17 protein-coding genes are annotated in these 20,691 nt (G+C 43.6%); 12 read left to right on the top strand and 5 right to left on the bottom strand.

Annotated elements, in window-relative coordinates; translation table 11 throughout:
• Nucleotides 1-248 precede the first annotated feature (248 nt).
• Nucleotides 249-776, top strand: a complete 528-nt coding sequence (locus SY85_RS12990; RefSeq protein ID WP_066405144.1) for a DUF2911 domain-containing protein — start codon at nt 249-251, stop codon at nt 774-776.
• Between the two features lie 223 nt (nt 777-999).
• Here the strand turns inward: SY85_RS12990 and SY85_RS12985 are convergent, their stop codons facing one another.
• Both SY85_RS12985 and SY85_RS12980 read right to left on the bottom strand, forming a co-directional pair.
• Nucleotides 1,000-1,662: a protein-tyrosine phosphatase family protein gene (locus SY85_RS12985; RefSeq protein ID WP_066405143.1), complete on the bottom strand. Its 663-nt coding sequence runs from the start codon at nt 1,660-1,662 to the stop codon at nt 1,000-1,002.
• Nucleotides 1,663-2,100: 438 nt separating this feature from the next.
• Nucleotides 2,101-4,530, bottom strand: coding sequence for a DUF5686 and carboxypeptidase regulatory-like domain-containing protein (locus SY85_RS12980; RefSeq protein WP_066405142.1), 2,430 nt, complete (start codon nt 4,528-4,530; stop codon nt 2,101-2,103).
• A gap of 448 nt (nt 4,531-4,978) precedes the next feature.
• Here SY85_RS12980 and SY85_RS12975 point away from each other — a divergent pair, with 448 nt between their 5' ends.
• Entirely contained in the window at nt 4,979-5,611 is a 633-nt protein-coding gene (locus tag SY85_RS12975; protein WP_148661181.1) for an FISUMP domain-containing protein, read from the top strand.
• A 211-nt stretch (nt 5,612-5,822) separates the two neighbouring features.
• Here the strand turns inward: SY85_RS12975 and SY85_RS25645 are convergent, their stop codons facing one another.
• Nucleotides 5,823-5,966 (bottom strand): hypothetical protein, encoded by a 144-nt coding sequence (locus tag SY85_RS25645; protein ID WP_158512967.1) that lies wholly within the window; start codon nt 5,964-5,966, stop codon nt 5,823-5,825.
• A 251-nt stretch (nt 5,967-6,217) separates the two neighbouring features.
• Between SY85_RS25645 and SY85_RS12970 the strand changes: the two genes are divergently transcribed.
• The 9 genes from SY85_RS12970 (at nt 6,218) to SY85_RS12935 (ending at nt 16,454) form a co-directional block, all read left to right on the top strand.
• On the top strand, nt 6,218-6,571 hold the full coding sequence (locus SY85_RS12970) for a hypothetical protein (RefSeq protein ID WP_066405139.1): 354 nt from the start codon (nt 6,218-6,220) through the stop codon (nt 6,569-6,571).
• A 354-nt stretch (nt 6,572-6,925) separates the two neighbouring features.
• Entirely contained in the window at nt 6,926-8,977 is a 2,052-nt protein-coding gene (locus tag SY85_RS12965) for an HYR domain-containing protein (protein WP_066405137.1), read from the top strand.
• Between the two features lie 198 nt (nt 8,978-9,175).
• Nucleotides 9,176-10,585: a PAS domain-containing sensor histidine kinase gene (locus SY85_RS12960; RefSeq protein WP_066405135.1), complete on the top strand. Its 1,410-nt coding sequence runs from the start codon at nt 9,176-9,178 to the stop codon at nt 10,583-10,585.
• A 249-nt stretch (nt 10,586-10,834) separates the two neighbouring features.
• The gene (locus SY85_RS25450; RefSeq protein WP_148661180.1) at nt 10,835-11,077 is read left to right on the top strand and encodes a hypothetical protein; all 243 of its coding nucleotides are present in this window, start codon (nt 10,835-10,837) and stop codon (nt 11,075-11,077) included.
• A 232-nt stretch (nt 11,078-11,309) separates the two neighbouring features.
• Nucleotides 11,310-12,797: a DUF4476 domain-containing protein gene (locus tag SY85_RS12955; RefSeq protein WP_066405134.1), complete on the top strand. Its 1,488-nt coding sequence runs from the start codon at nt 11,310-11,312 to the stop codon at nt 12,795-12,797.
• Nucleotides 12,798-13,157: 360 nt separating this feature from the next.
• Entirely contained in the window at nt 13,158-13,934 is a 777-nt protein-coding gene (locus SY85_RS12950) for an ABC transporter ATP-binding protein (protein WP_066405133.1), read from the top strand.
• Nucleotides 13,935-13,951: 17 nt separating this feature from the next.
• Nucleotides 13,952-14,701, top strand: coding sequence for an ABC transporter permease (locus SY85_RS12945; protein WP_066405131.1), 750 nt, complete (start codon nt 13,952-13,954; stop codon nt 14,699-14,701).
• Between the two features lie 139 nt (nt 14,702-14,840).
• Nucleotides 14,841-15,569, top strand: a complete 729-nt coding sequence (locus tag SY85_RS12940) for a head GIN domain-containing protein (RefSeq protein WP_066405129.1) — start codon at nt 14,841-14,843, stop codon at nt 15,567-15,569.
• Nucleotides 15,570-15,728: 159 nt separating this feature from the next.
• The gene (locus SY85_RS12935) at nt 15,729-16,454 is read left to right on the top strand and encodes a hypothetical protein (protein WP_066405127.1); all 726 of its coding nucleotides are present in this window, start codon (nt 15,729-15,731) and stop codon (nt 16,452-16,454) included.
• Here the strand turns inward: SY85_RS12935 and SY85_RS12930 are convergent.
• Complete coding sequence (locus SY85_RS12930) at nt 16,451-17,032, bottom strand: DUF6624 domain-containing protein (protein ID WP_066405125.1); 582 nt, start codon at nt 17,030-17,032, stop codon at nt 16,451-16,453. The two genes, SY85_RS12935 and SY85_RS12930, sit on opposite strands and share 4 nt — an antisense overlap.
• 784 nt (nt 17,033-17,816) lie before the next feature.
• Here SY85_RS12930 and SY85_RS12925 point away from each other — a divergent pair.
• A complete protein-coding gene (locus SY85_RS12925) occupies nt 17,817-19,826 on the top strand; it encodes a sensor histidine kinase (RefSeq protein WP_066405123.1) in 2,010 nt (669 codons plus the stop codon).
• Between the two features lie 472 nt (nt 19,827-20,298).
• Here the strand turns inward: SY85_RS12925 and SY85_RS12920 are convergent, their stop codons facing one another.
• Nucleotides 20,299-20,676, bottom strand: coding sequence for a response regulator (locus tag SY85_RS12920; protein ID WP_066405121.1), 378 nt, complete (start codon nt 20,674-20,676; stop codon nt 20,299-20,301).
• Between the last annotated feature and the right edge of the window lie 15 nt (nt 20,677-20,691).

Genomic DNA, 20,691 nt, shown 5'->3' with positions numbered 1-20,691 from the left:
ACTGTATGGAGTGATGTTTAATGAAAGCTAGTCTTGGTGTGAGATGTATTCGGGTAACTGAATAATGAAAAATCATAAACATGCAACTTAAAATATTACCTCCTTTTCTCTTTGTCTCTAGGCCAAGCCTTTTCTTCTTCGTGCTCTGCATTTAGCGTTCACACATACCGGATAACTACCGTACAACAAAATACCATGGATATGCGTGCAAATGTCAATACCTTTAAGACGACCCAAAAACAATCAGTATGAATCACAAAATCCTTCTTTCTTTCTTACTTCTGTTTTTTGTAATGGCAACATCCTGGGCCCAAAACGATAAGTCAACTCGTCCGAGCCCGCCAGCTACGGCATCTGGTAAAGTAGGTGATGCTACCATCACGATCAACTATAGCAGTCCCGCAGTAAAAGGCCGTAAAATATGGGGTGACCTGGTACCCTTTGACCAGGTGTGGCGTGCAGGAGCCAATGAGGCTACCATTTTTGAAACCGATAAAAACATTATGGTAGAAGGTAAGCAACTGCCTGCCGGTAAATACAGTCTTTTTGCTATTCCGGGTGCTACGGAGTGGCAGTTCATCTTTAATTCTGAGACCGGTCAGTGGGGCGTGAAACGTTCTGGCGAAGCCAACCGCGACCCTGCTAAAGATGTACTGACCGTAAAAGTAAAATCTTCTCCATCTTCCACTATGAATGAGCGCTTAGCCTATGCGGTAACCGCTACTGGTTTTGCGCTTCGTTGGGAAAACCTGGAAGTACCTGTGCGCATTAAATAAGACAATTGATATCATATTTGTTTATCTATTACGAGCCTTCAAAGAAGGCTCGTTTTATTTTATATAGTCTACCTTCTTGATACTTTAATCTTGAAAAAGAGACAGCCGAAATGCTGTCTCTTTTTGTTTATAGATGTAATAAAAGAGCTTTGGCAAGCGATTTAAAATTGTGCTTGTAGGTAAAGAATATAAAAGCACTTGTGTTGCTATGTCGATGCCTGCTTTATTCTTGTGTTTTACCAAACTGATCGCCCCATGCCAGGCGGTCTTCTCCAACCTGGGCGGCCGTTACTTCGCGAAGTGCTTGCAGTAATTGCGAGGCTTCCCTTTTGTCCTTGCCCAGAAAGCGTAGGAGGCCATAGGTGATCATGCCAGTGCGGTGAATACCTGCCGAGCAATGTATATAGATTTTACATCCGTTATGCAGTAGTTGCCTGAGGTGTGTAAAGAGATTGACTACTTGAGTTAGTTCATTGCCTTGGTGCGGACGTGATGCCGAAAAAGGAAACCAGACCCACTGCATGCCCGCTTTTTCCACTTGTTGTCCAATAGGCGTAGCGCCTTCATTTTCATGGAGCAAGGTGAGTACAGCAGATGCGCCAACTTGCTTTAAGCCATCAAATGGAATCTTGCCACCGGGTTTATGTCCAATGGCCAGTCCGCCTTTTTCTACGGCTACCCAATGAACATTGGGGCGCACAACTTGTGCTTTTACTGCTGCACTGATCTGTGCTAGTAATGGACCCATTACCTTGCCCTGTGTTGGATCGTCTATCATGGCCTGGCGCACCTTACCGGTAAGTTCTTCTATAGTTGCCGATGTTACTTCACCTTGTTTTATCTGTGGCAGCAAACGCTCAACTTCTTCTTTAATAACTTGACTCATAAGCAGAAGAAAGATAGGTAATTGTTATTTGAGATTTGAAATTGGGTGTCACGCAGAGGCGCTGAGGGCGCAGAGGAAGGGGGAACCACGGAGGCGCAAAGACACGGAGGGACACAAAGAATAGGTTTTGCACAGAGGATAGGAGAAAAGGAGGAAGGATTTCACGCAAAGGCGCAAAGAATCAAAGACGCTAAGGAATGACAGGTTATAAACTAAAAGCACTCCGTTAAGAGGAGTGCTTTTTTATTTACATTATCCTTTAATAATCAATCATTATTCATTACTAATCATTGATTATTGAGCGTTGAGCATTGAACATTTCCTCCCTTCATCATTCCTTGTTCCTTGTTCAATATTCCTTTTTTTCCTCGTAGCTCACAGCTCACAGCTCACAGCTCGCAGCTCTCCTTTCCTCCTTCCCCTCTTTCATTCTCTTAGCTATCGCCAGCGATTCTTTCTTTTATCCCAGGTGGTGAACCCGATCTTGAATTGGACAGGGTCTTTGAATTGATTGGAAGTAGCTGTTACTACATAAATGCCAACCTTGAATTTATCCATAGGGTTGAAAGGTGATTCAAATGCTCGCTCCAGGCCGGCAAACAGTTCTACATAGCGGAGGTCTCGTTCGGGTGCATAGAGAAAACCGGTGCCGGCTACTTCGCGCAGCTTTAGTTTTTTCAGCAGCGGAATCTTGTTAACAAACAAGCCGTTGAACTGGTGAAAGAAGTGGGCATCAACAAAACGGTTAAACAGCGAGAAAGAAGAGTCCAGCGCCTGGAAGGCCTTATGTGGGTCCATAAACAGCAGCGGGTCGCCACGGCGCTGTACCTTATAATCGATCAAGCGCAGGTCGGTTTTGTTTAAGAACGATCCCGAACGTACGGTGTAGCGCGATACACCAAGCAGGCCTACATTCAGCACCTGCTTAAGACCAAACTCCAGATAGTCGAAGTTCACTTCGCTGCCAGCTATATTCGGAATGCCTTTTTCCCACTGAACAAAAAGGGTTGGCCATTTTGAACCCAGGATGATCTTCTCATTGGCATCGCGGCGGTAGCGCTGCATAGGAGTGTATTCTACCTTTATCTTACTATAAAGAGCGTTATAGGGATTGAATGCTACCGGTTGGTTTTCTGTCAGTACCTCGTTGAAAAGACTGTCTACCAACTTGCCGGTTTTGTATTCAGCTACCGAGCGGCGGAAGGCCATTTGCGCTTCACTAAAAATGAATAAGCCATTGACCAATTCAAAAGCATGACCTGCCCCTAAGTAGTTGTTTAAGTAAATATTGTTTCGCTTGACCATGTTGATCAAGGCATCGCCTTCAGAAATGAAGGCAAAATCGCGACCAGCTTCCAAAGTATAGGAAGCCAGTTTGAACGTGTTGTACCGGCGGTACAGATCTACGGTGCCATTAACATCATTATTGCGCAGGCCATAACTCAGATCAACATTCACTGTTGTCATTTTGCGGGAAGGGAACGTGCGACCGTAATAAACGCCGGCTCCCAGGCGGCCTCCACCATAGGCAAAGGGACGGTATAAGGAAATGAGCGGCGTGAAATGCCAGGTGCGTTCTTTTCTATGGTCGTTCAATGACTGGCCAAAGAAACCCATCTTCATCCAGGTGAGCTTATTGATCTTACGGTCCAAAGAATCCAGGTAGCGTTCTGTGCGGGCCACGGCCGCCAGGCTATCGCTATAGCGTACAAAGCGTGCTTCGCTGGCTGTAAGTGGTGGCGTACGCACGGCCTCCCAGAAGATGCTATCCTGTTGGTAGGCTTTGCTGGCCGTGGCACTCAATTCGTTTTTGAAATGACGTTTATCAAAGGTTTTGTTTAATTCAAATTGAGAATAGGAGGCTGTTGTATGACCTGCGTATTTGTTCTTCCGGTCTTTAGAACGGTAAGTAAACTGCTGGCGAGTCATCATCCAAGCCTGGTCGTTGACAAAATCAAAGTCTTGCTCCACTTCAAAAAAATCAAACTCCTGCAGGTGATAGCTGGGGAAGCGAAAGCGGGCATGCATAACAGTCCAGGCGCTATCCGAAACGGTTACTTCGCCTTCTACCGTAGCATTGGTAACTTCCAATGGTTTTACCGAAATGGTGTAAATACGGTGCTTACCATTGCGTTTCACCTTGGTGGTTTTGAAGTGGTAGGCTATCAGGCCGCTATTGCTAATAGGAGATAAGAATGGTGTTTGTGAAATAGATGGAACCTTCACCAGGTTGTTAAAGAAATTGAAGTTGCCATCGGTAGCAGACAGGTAAAAGAGTCGGCTGGTAGTGCCGTTCTGCCGTACTCCCAAACGTTCTTCTTTTATACGGCTTTCTGATTCTACATCCAGTTTTAGCATGATTTCAGCCATGGACATACCTTCCCAGCTGCCGGTATCTTTTTTTGCCTGGCTTCTGCTATCACTTTCTTCCAGGGCCTTGATATAAACATTACAAGAATAAGGGCCAGCTGCTGCCTGGATGCTGTCTTTTTTGCGCACTACCTGTCGCATCACTTCATCGGCCCGGTCTTTGGCCTTTGCGCGCACAATCACCTCGCCCAGGCTCTGTTCGGCATCTTCCAGCACAATGTCTTTATGCATATTGCTGTCGATAGTGATGGAGATCTCCTGGCTGATGTAGCCTACGGCGGTTATCTGCAGCCTGTATGTACCCCGCGCCAGGGACAGTTCATAAGATCCGTCCTGGCGGGTAACAAGCCCGCCTGTTTGAAATTCCTGCACCTGGATAGTAACATAAGGGATACCTTCCTGACGGCTATTGACTGCTTTTCCTTGCAGCTTAAAGGTCTGAGCCTGTAAGCCAAGGGCCAGTGTTAACGAGAAGAGCAGGAATAAAAGTTTGTTCATAGTTCAGGCTTTCGCTGGGCGCACTCCTATATCTATTGATTTGTTTTTTAGGAGATCGCTTATATGATAAGGAAAGACAAGAGGCGTCAATCCACTATGCTTGATCGAAAATAATAGGGAGTAGATGTAAAATAGCGTTAAAGTGCGTCCAGTTGCCTTTTGCAGGCTGCAAGTTGACTTTTCTGTATTTACGGGCGCAAATTTATGAAGACTGTTGATAGTGGGAGGCAAAACAAACCAATCCGGGTATTGATAAAGCGTTGGCAGTTGAAAGAGGAATAGTAAGTGCCCCTTACTGTTGATCGCAGATAAATACATACGAGGTCGCTTGCCATTTATTCATTCCAAATCTTTACCAGTTCAAGCATTAATCGCTGCTATTCAGCGGGATTCCGATTATGGGGAGGGAGGCAACTTCTACCTTCACTTTTATCAAATCCTACTGTTTATGAAAATGAAGTTTTTTTATGTAGTGGTACTGTCGGCAGTGGCCAGCTTATATAGTTGTAAGAAAGACGATAAGGATCAACCAAATCCTACACCAACTGAACCCACTGTAGTAAGTATCGGTGGCAGAGAGTATCCCATTGTAAAGATCGGTACCCAGAGTTGGACTGGTGTGAACTATAATGGTGCAGGTGGCTCTTACTTCAATGAGGTTTCTCCTGTAGTTGTATACGGGAAGCTATATACCTATACAGAGGCGATGGCTGTAACCCCGCCAGCTGGCTGGCACCTGCCTTCTCAAGCTGATTATGTAAAGCTATTGGAGTCGCAGGGAGCAACGTTTACCGATGGTAAAACCACCCAGGTTGACGCGATAAAGAAAATAACATCAGTTTCTGGCTGGGCCGGAGGGTTTCAGGGTACCAACACGTCTACATTCAATGCCTTCCCTGCTGGATATTATACAGGGACTTCCTTTAGCTATGAGGGAACATTGACCATTTTCTGGACATCGTCTAAAGTTATCGGAACAAATACGCCTTATTTCTTATCTGTAGGATCTACAGAAGCCTCTTTCTATGCCGATGCTGTTACTACACAGCGCTTTTCGCTTCGCTTTGTGAAGGATAACTGATAGTCTTTACTTTATTTAGGAATTAGTAAAGCTGAAGAACCAAAATACAAAATCCAAATTGAAAGCTTATGCGAAGGCACTACTAACTAATTGATATGGGTGTATGCCTTCAGGAAGAATAAATAAAGGGGCGACTGTAAAGTCGCCCCTTTATGTTTTTTATTGATAGTTTTTTATAATAGTGAAAGGCAAAGGCAGTTCGGCAGGCAAGCTATTCCCACTTGAACTTTGTTGCTTTAAAACGAGGCCCTGAGTAACGGGTAGAAGGACAGCCGTCTCTGGAAGAGCGGCAGCTGGCAGCCAGCAGGATCACTAGTAAGCCAAAGACCGAAGCCTTTAACATTTTTGTTTTCATAATAGAAGGTTCAACTACTAAATTAAAATACGGATTACAAGATTGCAAGGGTGTAAAGGTAAGGGAATGAAGGATGTGTATTGAGTGTGGAAGATGAACGGCAAAGTAGGCAAGTGGGAAAGGAGGCGCCGGTATTCTGAAATGCCTAAAGCGTATTTATAAGTGATGCTCAATTATTTACAAGGATGATAAAATTGGTACGACTTTTTGGGTAGAAAAGGAGTGTTATCAGTATTAAGTGGTTTGTTGTTATGATTCAGCAGTTACAAACATCGATTCCAACCTCATCGGTCCGTAGGGATAAACGTTTGCTCTTAACAGCCTTGCTGATTCCGTTACTATTTATCTTTTTCTTTTTCTTTCGGTGGGCGGTAGCTCTTTTCCGTTATTCCTTAAACCTGCGATTTATTTATGAATTAGGAAGCCTGGTAGGTTTATTGTTCCAATTAGGTTTGTTATTTGTTTCCATCATCTTCACCTCCCAATTATTCTTAAAGCGCAAACAATTTGGTAATCGTCATGTGGTAATGGTTTCGCTTTTATTGAGTGCTTTTCCCCTGCTTTATTTTATGTTCCTGTTGCTATTGATACTCGCGGCTTCGTAAAAAGAACCATTCGGACATATTCCCACTTTACATGTAAGGCGCTCACACCCTTGTTGCTTCTGATTGGGTAACTAGAATGGTGTTTGGGTGGTAGTAAACATAACATGGTATTTTCCGCAAGGACTTGCAAATGTGTGAAAATACATTTAGGTTAGCGTGTCCTATCCTTCGAAAAACGGTTACTGTATAAAGTCGTGCCAATTCCCCAAGAACCACATTGATTACAACCTATTACCTGTAAGGGAATAGTATCCATTGATCCTAACGAATAGCTTATCAGCATAAGATCCTGTATGCTATAGTCTATACCTGCTCAACACCGTCATTAATTCGTACACAAAACCGTATTACTTTATGAAGACATTTCTACTTCGATGTCCATTGCTGCTATTGGCAGTATTTATGACTTCCCTGGCGCTCTCGCAAAACTGTTCTCTTAGTTCATTAGGCAATATCGTTGTCCCAGCCGAAAAAGGTAAATCAGGGGCTGTAGTTACTTTGCCTGACGTAGTTACTGCTTGCGGTAAAATAACCTACACTCGGGTTCCAGCAACACCAACATTTCCCATAGGAGTAACTACAACATTTCCTATTGGGGTAACAACCGTTAAGGCCGAGTCAGCTAATGGTAGAACAACCAAGGAGTTTACCGTGACCGTATTGGATGCCGAGCCTCCGGTTATTACTACTCCGGATCCATTATTTTTAAATACGGATGCAGGTGCTTGTTCTGCTTCAAGTACCAACCTGAGAACGCCCACTGTGAGCGATAATACTGCCATCATAGTTGGCACCCGCAGCGACAAGCAGTCAATAACTAGCTCCTATCCCAAGGGGACAACTATCATTACCTGGTCTGCTACGGATGCAGCTGGCAACCAGGCAACCACTACCCAATTGGTAGTGGTGAGTGACAAACAGGCTCCGGTAATGGTGTTGCCTTTTGATGCTGCGTCGATTACCAAAAACACCGATGCCGATGTGTGCTCCTATACTGTAAAAGGCTCTGAGTTTGATGCCAGTGCTACCGACAATTGCGGCCAGGCTGCCATCAGCTACTCCTGGTCAGGCGCTTGCTCCGGCAAGGCCGACAATAGTTTGGCAGGTACTGTCTTTGCCAAAGGCACCACTACGGTTTGGTGTACTGCCACCGACGCCGATGGAAATACTTCAGAGTGGGTGTTTGATATAGTGGTAGCTGATAAACAAGTGCCAGTAATGAAGTTGCCATTTACTGATGCCAGTATTTCCAAAAACACTGATGCTGATGTTTGCTCTTACACCGTAATAGGCCCTGAGTTTGACGCCAGTGCTACAGACAACTGTGCTGGTGCCGTTACAATAAGTTATTCCTGGTCAGGGGCATGCTCTGGTAATGCTGATAACAGTTTGGCAGGTAGCGTTTTTGCAAAAGGTACTACTACTGTTTGGTGCAAGGCTACTGATGGAGATGGAAACGTTGCAGAATGGACATTTGATATTGCTGTTGCAGACAAGCAGGCTCCGGTAATGGTGTTGCCTTTTGATGCTGCGTCGATTACCAAAAACACCGATGCCGATGTGTGCTCCTATACTGTAAAAGGCTCTGAGTTTGATGCCAGTGCTACCGACAATTGCGGCCAGGCTGCCATCAGCTACTCCTGGTCAGGCGCTTGCTCCGGCAAGGCCGACAATAGTTTGGCAGGTACTGTCTTTGCCAAAGGCACCACTACGGTTTGGTGTACTGCCACCGACGCAAGTGGCAATAAATCATATTGGACATTTGATATTTCGGTAGAAGATCGTCAGGCGCCAGTAATTAATAGTGTTAGGGCTACCCCTGATGTCTTGTGGGCACCCAACCATAAGATGACAGATATTACGCTCACGTATGATGTGGCGGAGAATTGCTCTGGGTTAACCTTCCAGGTTTTATCCATCACCAGCAATGAATCAGAGAATGGCCTTGGCGATGGTAATACCAATGTTGATTGGGATAAAGGAACGGATGGTCAGCATATTCAATTGCGCGCTGAACGTTCTGGAACTGGCACAGATCGTATCTATTCCATTGTGCTGCAAGTGACCGATGGGTCTGGTAATAAATCAGAGCCCATTACTGTAACAGTTACCGTTCCGCATGATCAAGGTAAAAAAGAGGAAGCTGAAACTCAGAAGTCATTGAGTATGGTAGTAGCGCCAAATCCAAGCCAGAACAATTTTACCATTAAGGCCACCAGTGAAAACACAACCGATAAGATTACAATGATCGTTTCGGACAGTATGGGACGCCCTGTATACCGCAAAAACAATATAACACCAGGACAAGTCATTACCATGGGAAGTGACTTGCAGCCTGGTAGTTACTTTGTTGTATTGCAACAAGGCAACCAGACTACCCAGCAACAAATCATAAAGATCAAATAGTATTTTCTCTTCCACCACCGACACCGTAAGGCAGCATGCAAATGCTGCCTTTTTTATGAGCCTAGTCTGTTTTTAAAATTGCAGGATATCATTTTTAAATTGAGGGTTTGCGGTGGCAAAGAAGCGTAGTTGTATTACTACAAGTTTTCGACTATCTGTATTAACTTGTAGCAACGTATATATCAATACAATTTGAATATGGCAGGACCATCCACTTTTAATCAATTCGATAAGCTACTTGATTCGATTGCAGAAGTAGTTTGTGTTATTGATAAAGATTTTCGATTTGTGTATGTCAATCAGGCCTGTGAGGAAATGTGGGGCTATCAGCCTGAAGAACTTATTGGGAGGCCTATTTTTCAGCTTATTGTAAATATAGATAGAGCCGCTACTCAGCAAGCGATTGAGCAGTTTTGGAAAGACGGGGAGAGCTATGAATTTGAAAATGAATATTGTCACAAAGATGGCTCTGTAATAGCAATGTCGTGGATAGGGAAAAAGGATTCGCATAATAAACTTATATATGCGCGGGGCAAAAACGTAATTCAAAAGCGAATGCAGGAAAAGGAAGTAGAGATGCTGTCTTTAATTGCCCGCGAGACAGTCAATGGTATTGTGATCATGGATGCACAACGACGTATCAGTTGGATAAACAAAGCATTTGCAGATATGACAGGCTTTGCTATTGAAGAAATTAAAGGGAAACGACCTGCCGAGTTTCTGTGCGGGCTGGGTACAGATATAGAACATATCCAGGAAATCATTAGAAAAGTACAAAGGGGTGAGGCTGCTACTATTGAGATGCTAGGATACACAAAGGAGCGGTTACCTATTTGGGCTGCTATTCAACTTCAGCCGCTGTTTGATAAAACCGGGGGCATTGATAAGATCGTTGCCATTATTAATAATATTACAGAAAGAAAACGATTACAGGAGCAGTTGGATGCTGAGCTAAAACAGCAGCAGCAGCGTATAACGGCAGCAGTTATTCGGGCGCAGGAAACAGAGCGTTCTCAACTGGGCCGCGAACTGCACGATAATGTAAACCAGGTGCTTACCACCGTAAAGCTATTTAATGAAATTATTGCGGAAAGTGTAACAGATCATAAAGAACTATTGAAACGGTCTTCTAACTTTCTGCAAATGTGTATTGACGAAATAAGGCGTATATCCAAGCGCCTGGCAATTCCACCTTTATCAGAAGTAGGCTTAGTTGAATTGACGCGCGAGTTGGTTGATTCCATTAATCTGGCAAGCAAGTTTGAAGTTACCTACTCGCTAAAAGGTATGCATGCCATCCCCATTTCCCAGGAGTTGCAATTGGCCATTTATCGCATCATGCAAGAGCAATTGAATAATATCATTAAACATGCAGAAGCTTCTATGGTTATGATCGCATTGGCCTATGAAGATGATCAGTTGTTCCTGACTATTAAAGATAACGGAAGAGGCTTTGATCCTTCCATTAAACGTGATGGCATTGGACTGACCAATATCCGGTCAAGAGCTGAGAGTCTGAATGGCTCTTTTCATTTGCAAACGGCCTCAGGTCGTGGATGTTATTTACAGGTTGCATTCCCTCTGGATAAAGTTGAAGTCCTATCTTAAGTATACTTTACAGTTTGTCATTCGTTTATATAACCTACCAGCATAACCAGCGAATTGCGCATGGTGCAGTGCGTAATTAGATAGCACTACTTCATGTGTACTGTATCAGTGTCGCTGTAAAAAATATTTTATTCAAAACTGAAGTTTCGGAATACACTTTGTTATAGATAAATAATAATCGCTTGGAGCTCTTTGACTGATTAGATCCACCCATGACTTCCTTTTCCTTGTTTTTACAAACTCCTTTATATGAAACCGGTATCATTATTACTGACGTTAACACTACTATGTAGTTGTGCGGTTCGAAATGAATTCATGGGCGAACTAAGCGATGCTACTTTAATTAAAATTGATGTAGTAGAAAGATATCCAGACGAGCACCTGAAGCGACTTACCTGGCGTACTGCAAATCATATAGATTATATCACTTTTGAATCCATGTCCTCTGTGGCAGCTGTAGGAGATGTGATGAAAGTATTGACCAAACGCTAAACTTCTTTATTGTATTTATAGTTTGTGCTGTTGAAAAGATTTCTCTTTTTAGGCGTTCCCTTTCCTAATTCTTATCCAGCTATACCACAGCGGTTACCTAAAACGCATTGGTTGTGTCTACTGGGCTTTATTGAGTTAATAAGGCTACCAGGCGTGTTTTAGTAAAAGCTTATTATTATATGGTATAGACTTTGCCATTGTACAGGTAACCCTTTCACCAAATGTGCAATCTATGAAACCCCTTTATCTGTGTCTGTTGGGTATTGTGTTGGCGTCCTGGCTGCGGGCACAAACGGTTACACTACAATTTATTGGCGCCAATAAAAGTCGGCAATACGAAGTGATCATTGATGGTGCCAGTTATCTTTCAGCTGATGCGGTTGGCGATGGCAAAACCAAAATGCTTACCATGAACAACTTATCTGAAGGTTCGCATGAGTTGGCTTTGTATAATGCCGGTACAGCTGATAAGAAGCGGGAAAATACTTTGTATAAAAACACTTTTCAACTACGCAAAGGCTATGACGTTGCAATTGTTGTTAAGGCAAATGGTACCGTAAGTATTTCAGAAACAAAGAATGAGCAAACAGCTGTTTCTACTGGAAGCTATAATGCTGCTATGGCCATGAATAGCTCAGACTTCGATCATTTAGCCCGGTCAGTGCGAGGCAAGTTGATGCAGTCTGCTAAAGCAACAACTTTACAATCTGCTTTTGAAAACACTACCTATTATTTCTCAACGGATCAGGTCAGCCATTTGCTCGCGTATATTACTAGTGAGCCCAAGCGGCTAGAGCTAGCCAAGACTGTTTATCCCAGAGTAGTGGATGCGGCCAACTACCGGCAGCTTAATGATCTGTTTAGCAATGAATCGCTCCGTAGTGAGCTGGATTTTTTCCTGCGCAATACGACTATCACACCACTTGCTGGAGCCAGCAGTGTTGATAATACTTCTGCCGTTACAGCTCCTGTTGCAGTGGCTGAACCAAAAGAAAAAGAAGAAGCCGTCAGTACTCAGAAACAAAATGAAGTCAAAAGCCCTGCTTCAGAAGTTCACCTGAAAGAAGTAGATGTTTATAATGGCAGAACCCCTGTTTCCAATAAGACCTACAACCAGTTGCAGCGGAAAGTGAAAAGCCAACGCACCCAGCAAGGGAAGGTGTCGGTATTAACAAGTGCTTTTCAACGCGAAGGCAGTTATCTTACAACAACACAATTACGCGAGCTAATAACGCCCATAACAGCAGAAGCCGACCGGTTAACCTTAACAAAGCTTGCCTACAGCCATACGGCGGATACCGCTAATTTTAAAACCCTTTATGATCTTTTTGACGACCGCTACAGCCAAATGGAGATGGATCATTTTATTCGGAGTAGCAATCCTAATACGAAAGTGGTAGCGTCAAATGCTTATGCATACCGTGTGCCCATTAGTGAAGCTGAATATTCACATCTTGATCTGAAAGTGCAATTTCAAATGCGTCAGCCTGATAGGGTAGCTGAAATCAAAAAGGCCTTTAGCAGTCATCACTATTTTACAGAAGAACAAATACGGCAGTGGCTAAACCTTGTAACTACTGAAGGTGACCGTTTGGCGCTGGCTAAATTAGCTTACCAGCGTATAAACGATCCTACAACGTTTGCCAGTTTGTACGACCTGTTTTCCAATGAAGACAACCGTAAGGATCTGGAGCAGTATGTAGCGGCCAATCGATTCTAAGCGAAACAGATTTCAGAAATTACTTACTGATAAATAACCTTGCTCCCTGCATCCAATGTTGGGAAGGATACGCTTTTTACCTTGAACATTCCTTCTTCCTTCATCATTCCTTGTTCCTTGTTCAATATTCCCTTCCTTGTCAACTTATCAACTTGTTAACCTGTCAACCCAAATCAGCCATAAGGCATCATACATCAGCCATTTCTTCCCAGTTCTCCTTTGCTCAGTGCGCAATCCCATCGCTCTGTTTTACCGAGCGCTTATGCCGTATGACCGAAACTATTGTAATGGATTTGACTATAAAATGGTAGCTTACCATTGATTACTAATCTGTACACCACACAATCAACTAACTACTTCATGAAAGAACAAAACGCGATCCTGGAAGTCAATGGCCTGGAAGTGGCTTACGGGAGCTTTAAAGCCGTAAAGAATATTTCCTTCAATGTTTATGGCGGTGAAATCTTTGGTCTATTAGGACCTAACGGTGCTGGCAAGACCAGTACGTTAAGTGCCATTGAAGGCTTGCTAAAACCACAGGCGGGTCAAATAGCTATTTGCGGTTATGATATCCAACAAAAACCGCTGTATGCCCGGGCCAACATGGGGGTGCAACTACAGTCAACCAGCTTTCAGCCCGAGCTAACAGTTACAGAGATTCTGCAACTCTATGCGGGTGTATACGGATTGTCGTTAAGTCAGCACCAGCTTCAGGCCATATTAAAAGATATTAAGCTGGAAGATGCGGCCAGCAAGCGCTTTGGCCAGCTATCAGGTGGGCAACAACAGCGTGTGTCTTTATTCATCACTACTATACACGAACCGCAGTTGGTATTGCTGGATGAACCTACCACTGGCTTAGATCCACAGTCGCGCCGCCAGTTATGGGCACGCATAGAAGCTATGCGCGATAAAGGGCATGCTATAGTATTGACTACCCATTCAATGGAGGAGGCAGAGGCTATCTGTGACCGCATTGCCATCATTGACCATGGCCGTATTCTCACTATTGATTCACCCCAGTCTATTATTGATGAACACCGTCACCAACCCGAAGTGATCCAGGCTTCCCGCAAAGGAAAGATTACACTGGAAGATGTATTTATCGGTCTTACCGGCGCCGCTGTTCGTTCTTAATTTCAACTATTAAAACAATGAAAACAACAATACCTTCTACTACTTCAGCATTAACTACGCTGTTGCGCTCCGACTTTATTACACAATGGCGTAACCGCCGTGCGGTCGTGCTGGTACTATTAGTACCAATCATCATCCTGGTATCCTGGAAAAGCGCTATTACAAAACTGGGAGCCGCTTTTGCCCTTTCTACCTGTATAACCATTGGTTTAACAGCAATTGGGCTAATGGGTTACTCCAATGCCATTGCCCGTGACCGTGATAAGGGTGTGTTTCAACGCCTTCGTGTAGCACCCATTCCCCGGTGGGCCATTATGATCAGCCGCTTAGCCGTGCAGTTGGCAATGATCATGTTGATCACTACTGCCGTTTTTGTAGTGGGTTATAAAGTCGATGGCATTGAGTTAACGCCTATGGGTTATACGTTGGGCTACCTGGCTGCTTTTGCAGGTGGGGCACTGTATTTAGGACTGGGACAAATGATTGTAGGCTTACTTAAAAATGCGGAGACCGTAAACTCTACTACACGCCTGGTATATTTTGTTTTCATCATGGTGGGTATGTTTGGTGAGATGGGCATGTTGGGTGAAAAGTTGAAGGACATTGTGCATTGGTCGCCCTACGGTACTGTAAAAACTATTCTTTCTGCCAGTATGCAGACGGTAGGTTGGAGCAGCGATGCTTCTATAGCCTTGCTGGCTACTATTGGCTATGCGGTTGTTTTTGCTTATCTTGGAATCAAGTGGTTCCGTTGGAACACACGCTAAGCAATAGTAAACGTTTGTTTCCATTAATTGGCCTCAGCACTGCTGAGGCCTTTTTTTTACAGCCAATTATTTTTCTTTTAAGCTGTAACCTTTTTTTATATCTGTGCGTTTAATCACTTACAAAACCAAAAGACAACATATGAAGAAGCTACTTTCCTATTTACTTGCTAGTGTGCTGGTTGTTAGTGCTATAGCGCAGGATAAAGTGATTTATGACGCCAATGTAGAGAAAAGAACAGTTACTTCTTTTCACTCTATAAAAGTGTCAGAGGGTATACAGCTTTTGATGAAGCAAGGAGCTGAAGAAGCACTGGCTATAAGTGCTGAAAAACCAGAGTATGCCAATGCGGTGAAGACTGAAGTAGTGAACGGCGAACTACGTATCTCTATCAAGCAGGATATGACAAAATGGTGGAAGCAGCTTAAAAGCAAAGGTGTGCAGGTGAAAGCCTATGTATCATTTAAGGACATAGACCACTTGAACATTTCTTCTGGAGTAAAAGCTACAATCGATGGTCGTTTGTCTGGCAATAAATTAACGGTTGACCTGTCTTCAGGTGCTTTCTTAACGGGCGAGTTGGCGGTTACTACTTTGGAGATGGATCTGAACAGTGGTGCTAAGAGTACTATTAAGGGCCGCGTAGAAAACCTCTCTATTGAAACAAGTAGTGGCGCTCATTTTAATGGCTATGATCTTACAGCTACTACTGCCAAGGCTGATGCCAGCAGTGGCGGTAAGGTAGAGATTTCGGTTAGCAAAGACCTAGACGCTACTGCCAGCTCAGGTGGTGCTATTACGTACAAAGGCGCCGGCGGTATCAGCAATGTTTCTACCAGCTCAGGTGGAAAGGTAAGACGCGCTAGTTAATCATAATCTTTTCATGTAAACGTGGCAGGGTTGGCGGGCTTGGGCGCTCTTACCAACCCTGTTTTTTTATGTTTGGTTGCGAGGGGAGGTGTCTAGTTGGTTGTTAACTAATATTCCTGCTGAATAATTGTAAATTAGGAGTGCGTAAATCTCCTTGCCATGCGTACTGCTTTTTTACTGCTGCTTGCGTTTGCTGTTTCTATAGTAAAGGCGCAAGAAATTAAAAGCCCTGAAGACAGTTCTGGGCACAATGTCAAAGTATACAAAGTAAATCCCGGAGAAAGAGTAAGTGATGCACTGCTAAGCAATGGTGGCCTGTATCAGTACCACAAGTTTATGCAAGGCGAAGTATTCTACAAAGGGGGCAATTATGGAAGTGGGGTGCTCAATTATAACCGTCTTACAGGCGAAATGCAGTTCATTGATCCCAAAGGCGATACCTTGACATTGGACAATGAAAAGGAAATTGAAAAGGTCGTCATTGGGCCGGATACTTTTTATTACTCCCAGGGTTACTTGCAAAAAGTTGTAGAGTTTTCCTCCACTGTAGCCAAACAAACGTATTTGGAGTTGAGCAACCGGGAAAAGGTAGGCGCCTTTGGAACAGTAGCCCAGAACGCTATTGATACGCATACAACGATAGTAACCAATCAAGGCTTTAAATCTGTTGTAGCCCAGGAGATACTCACCTACCGTGAAAAAACGATCTACTTTATAGGTGATCGATATGGACATTTCAAGCTACTTAATAAAAAGAACGTGCTCTATCTCTATTCCAAAAAAGAAAAGGAAGTGTCTGCTTATTTAAAAGACAATCCTGTTAACTTCCAAAAAGAAGCCGATGTGCAACGTCTGATTGAGTTTTTAAAAGACTTGAAAGCTTAGCCGTTCAGCTCTTTTAATTGTTTGGCCAGCGGCTCTAATCCTACGCGCTGGCGGCGCTGTTCTACCCCTTTTTCATCTTGTAAGGGGAATGTAACAAAGCGTCCATTCTCTTTTTTGAACTGTGTGCCAAAGACTTGCTTTTGCCCCAGATCGGTAAGCAGGCGGTCGAGCATCAGGGCGTAGTACTTGGCTGGTGTTTGCCCGAGCTCGTAAGACTGTGCCAATAGTGGGAAGTATTTATGAATAACGCTGCTGTCGGCATGCTGTATAATGAGGAATAAACTCTCGTTGGCCTTTTTCCCAATCTGGTCAACACCCAGCCAGCCATACTGATCTAGTAAGGTGCGGGTTTCTGCCAGGTTGATCGAGTCTTGCTGTTGTGCAATAGGAACCCACTTTTGTATCTGCGGATCACTCCACTCCAGTTTGGCCTTGGTAAACAACGAGTCAAGGATAATACGATATCGCTGATCGGTTTCATACATGGTCTCCAACTTTTGCTGAATGGCTTTATAGTCTTGGGCAAAGCTGCTAATAGAAAAAAGCAAGGTGACAAATAGGTAGAGCTTTCTCATCATGAAGCACTGTTTTGGTTGTTATCGTTTTGATTCATTAAAGATAGCAGATGGTCCGACTAATGGTAGGTTGTTATGGGATTTTAACTTTGTGTAATAATCTAAATGTCTCTTCACGATTTGATGTAATCGGTTCTGTGCTGTAGCGTTTTAGGATTTGTTTTTTGTATCTTTAACTGCTTCTCTTTGAAGGCATTTCCAGCCCTTCTTATTATACTTTTCTATACTATTTCCTAAGCGTTTCTAACGATGAATAGATAACCTGGTACGGTCTAATGTACGGGTGAGGTAGGGCTGTAGTAGGGGTGAGGTACGGGTGAGGTACGGAGTTAAGTAGGCTGCCATACGGAGTAACCTAGTCTTTTATACGGAGTAACCATGAAGGGACAGAGGGGGAGTAGGCAAGGAACAAGGGAATAATGAACAAGGAACAAGGAATGATGAATATAGAAGTGAGGAAATGTTCAATGCTCAACTTTCAATACTCAATGTTCAATGAAGAGAGATGGAATTGAGAATTAGGGATTAGGAAGACATTAGTTTGGGATTTTAGGGAAGTGTTTCCATGGGTTAGGCTCCCTTTTAAGGTTAGCGCTGACGCCTCCTTCGACGGGCGAGGAATGCCAGAGGCGTTACTGCATACAAACAGTTTGTGGGTGCAAGTTTCCCCTTCCTTCGACAGGCTCAGGATCAAGTTCAGGGTGATAGAAGCAAGATCTAAGAAACCGTTCTTCCTGCAGTGCTTCACTCTATTATATGTTAATAAGTATTGGTATATTTAAAGTCTATGAACCACAGTCAGGAGACAGGCATTGAAGGCTATGCCACCTATCCCCTAGATACCGGTCCTATAAAAGATGTCGGTTTTCACCAGAAAATTAACGCCCACGAATGTGCGGTAGAGCTTCTTGATCATTTGCTGGAGCCAGTAGTGCTTTACTTGCCTGTATGGAGTGAAGTACAAGAGCCGCATACGATTATTGATTTTGAAGTGGGGTATGTCAACAAGGAAGCAGCTGACACGTTCAACATTCGTAAAGAACAATTATTAAGTCAACAAATATTTAATAACGTATATAAGGACAGTACACTGAAGGCTTCCTGGTTCAACCTGTTAGCACAGGTATATGAAACCGGCGGAAAGGCGGAGAAGCGTTACTACGATCCTTCTACAGAACATCATTACAACTTACTGTGTACACGCGTAGGCAAGGGCATTCTGACCATGGCTAGAGATATAACGCGTGAAGTACAATCTAAAAAAGAGAAAGAACAGCAAGCCGGCTTTATTGCAAGTATGCTGAATGCTACGATCAATGGTTTGTTTGCACTGGAGGCTGTGCGTGATGAAGAAGGTGAGATCATTGACTTTCGCTTTTTGAAACTCAATGAAACCTTTGCCCGTATTATTGGCAAGAAAGAAGAAGATGTAATTGGAAAGAGTTATTCCGCCATGCTGCCGCTTGCAAAAGCCAATGGCTTGTTTGAGCTAAAATGCCAGGTGATAGAAACAGGGGAGACCATTATCAAAGAGGCCTTTTATGAAGGTGATGATATTAACAAGTGGTACCTGATTGCTATTACCAAACTGGGTGAGAATGGCATTGTAGAAATGGTAACGGATATTACCGAGATGAAGCGTGCTAAGGAGGAGGTAGAGCGACTAGCTAAGCGTTTTGAGGCGGTAATCAGTACCTCGCACAGTGGCATACAAACCTTTAAGCCGGTGTATGATGAGCAGGGTGAGATTGTAGATTTTCGCATGTGCATTGTTAATCAAACCATTGGTACTTATATTGGACAAGCAGCGGAATCGCTTAGTGGACAATTAGCCAGTACTTACTTTCCGGCCTACAAAACCAATGGCTTGTTTGAGATCTATAAAGACTGTTATGAGAATGGTACCTGCAGCCAATTTGATTTCCATTATGAAGATGGCTATGATGTGTATTTTAACCTGCAGGTAGCCAAGATCGATGACGAGATATTAGTATCTCTTACCGATCATACAGCCTTACAGCATGCTCAGCGGGAACTGGAAGCTTCCATTGCCGATCTTAAACGTTCCAATGCCAGTTTGGAGCAGTTTGCTCATGCAGCCTCACACGACTTGCAAGAACCACTACGCAAGATCATGCTCTATGCAGAAAAGTTTGAAGAGCGCTATGGTGATACACTGAATGATGAGGCCTTTGGTTTTATTGAACGCATTAAAACTTCGGGTAAACGCATGCGCCGCCTGATACAGGATCTCTTGATCTTTGCCGAGGTAGGTGGTGCAAATCGGGATGCTTTTGAGGAGGTGGATCTGAACCAACTGATAGGTGAAGTACTTAATGACCTGGAAGTAGCCATCAGTGAGCGAGATGCCGTGATATGGCTGGAGGGATTAGGTAAAATAAAAGGCGACAGCTTGCACCTGCAACAACTGTTTCAAAACCTTTTAAGCAACTCGCTGAAATATAGTCGCCCGGATGTAAGGCCGCATATTACTATTGTTTCAAAAGCAGTTGTTGGTAAAGACACTGGCTTTGTATTGGCTCCGCAAGAAAGCGAGAAGCCTTTCTGGCTAATTGAGTTAAAGGATAATGGACAAGGCTTTACTCAAGAGCAGGCTACACAGATCTTTAAGATCTTTCAGCGTCTGCCGCAGCACCGCACTGAGTATGCTGGCACAGGTATTGGACTAGCTATAGTGCAGCGGGTAGTAGAGAATCACTGCGGTTATATTCGGGCAGAAGGAATACCCGATGAAGGCGCTACGTTTAAGATATTGTTGCCGGTGCGAACAGCGTAGAGAGCGCTTCGCGCTATTTATTTCACGCAGAGGCGCTGAGAACGCTGGGTGCGCCTTTGGCGCGGAGAGGGAGGAACCACGGAGACACAGGGGCAGGGAGAAATGGAGAGAATTAGCTGATTAGCTGATGTGAAGATTAGCTAATGGGGTTGACAGGTTAACAAGTTGAGAAGTTGACAAGGAGGGAATATTGAACAAGGAACAAGGAAGGAAGAATAATGAGTGATGAGTAAGGAGAGAAGGAAATGTTCAATGCTCAACGCTCAATAATCAATGATTAGTAATGAATAGTTATTGATTATTGAAGGAGAAGGTAAATAAAAAGCATATATACATACGCGTTATATGAACGATGAAGGCCTGCGTTTTATGCAGGCCTTTGTCAATTAGTTTACACTAATGGAATTCTATTTTAGCGTATGCAACTATCCGTTTCCGCCTAATCCTAATAATCCCACCAATCCTAGTTCTACTAGTTGGCAGAAAATGCAGGAAGCTGCCCGCTTCTGGGTGTGCTATCGTTCAGAACCAACCAGCGTTTGATCCGTTCATTACGTTTTTGGATAAAGTAGGCATTGACACGCGCTTCCAAGTCGTCAGGTGTTTCGCCTTTATAACTAAACAATTGTACTTCTGGTAATAAGATAGGAAGTACGGCGCTCAACTTCTTGTGATTGATATTGATATCGTTATAATCAATTACAACGACGTCAAAGCCTTGACGTTGGGCCATTTCAATAGCGTTTTCATCAGTATGAACGATTTTGGTCTCTGTATTTTTAAGTTGATTCCAGGTGCCAAGCCTTTCGTGGTTAATGCCTGAAACAATCAATATTCTTTTTGTTGTCATGCCTCTTATAGAGCA

Origin of the sequence: Flavisolibacter tropicus (assembly GCF_001644645.1) — a bacterium.
GTDB lineage: Bacteria > Bacteroidota > Bacteroidia > Chitinophagales > Chitinophagaceae > Flavisolibacter > Flavisolibacter tropicus.
The sequence above is the reverse complement of the archived record's forward strand: the minus strand, read 5'-3'. Positions and strand labels throughout refer to the sequence as shown.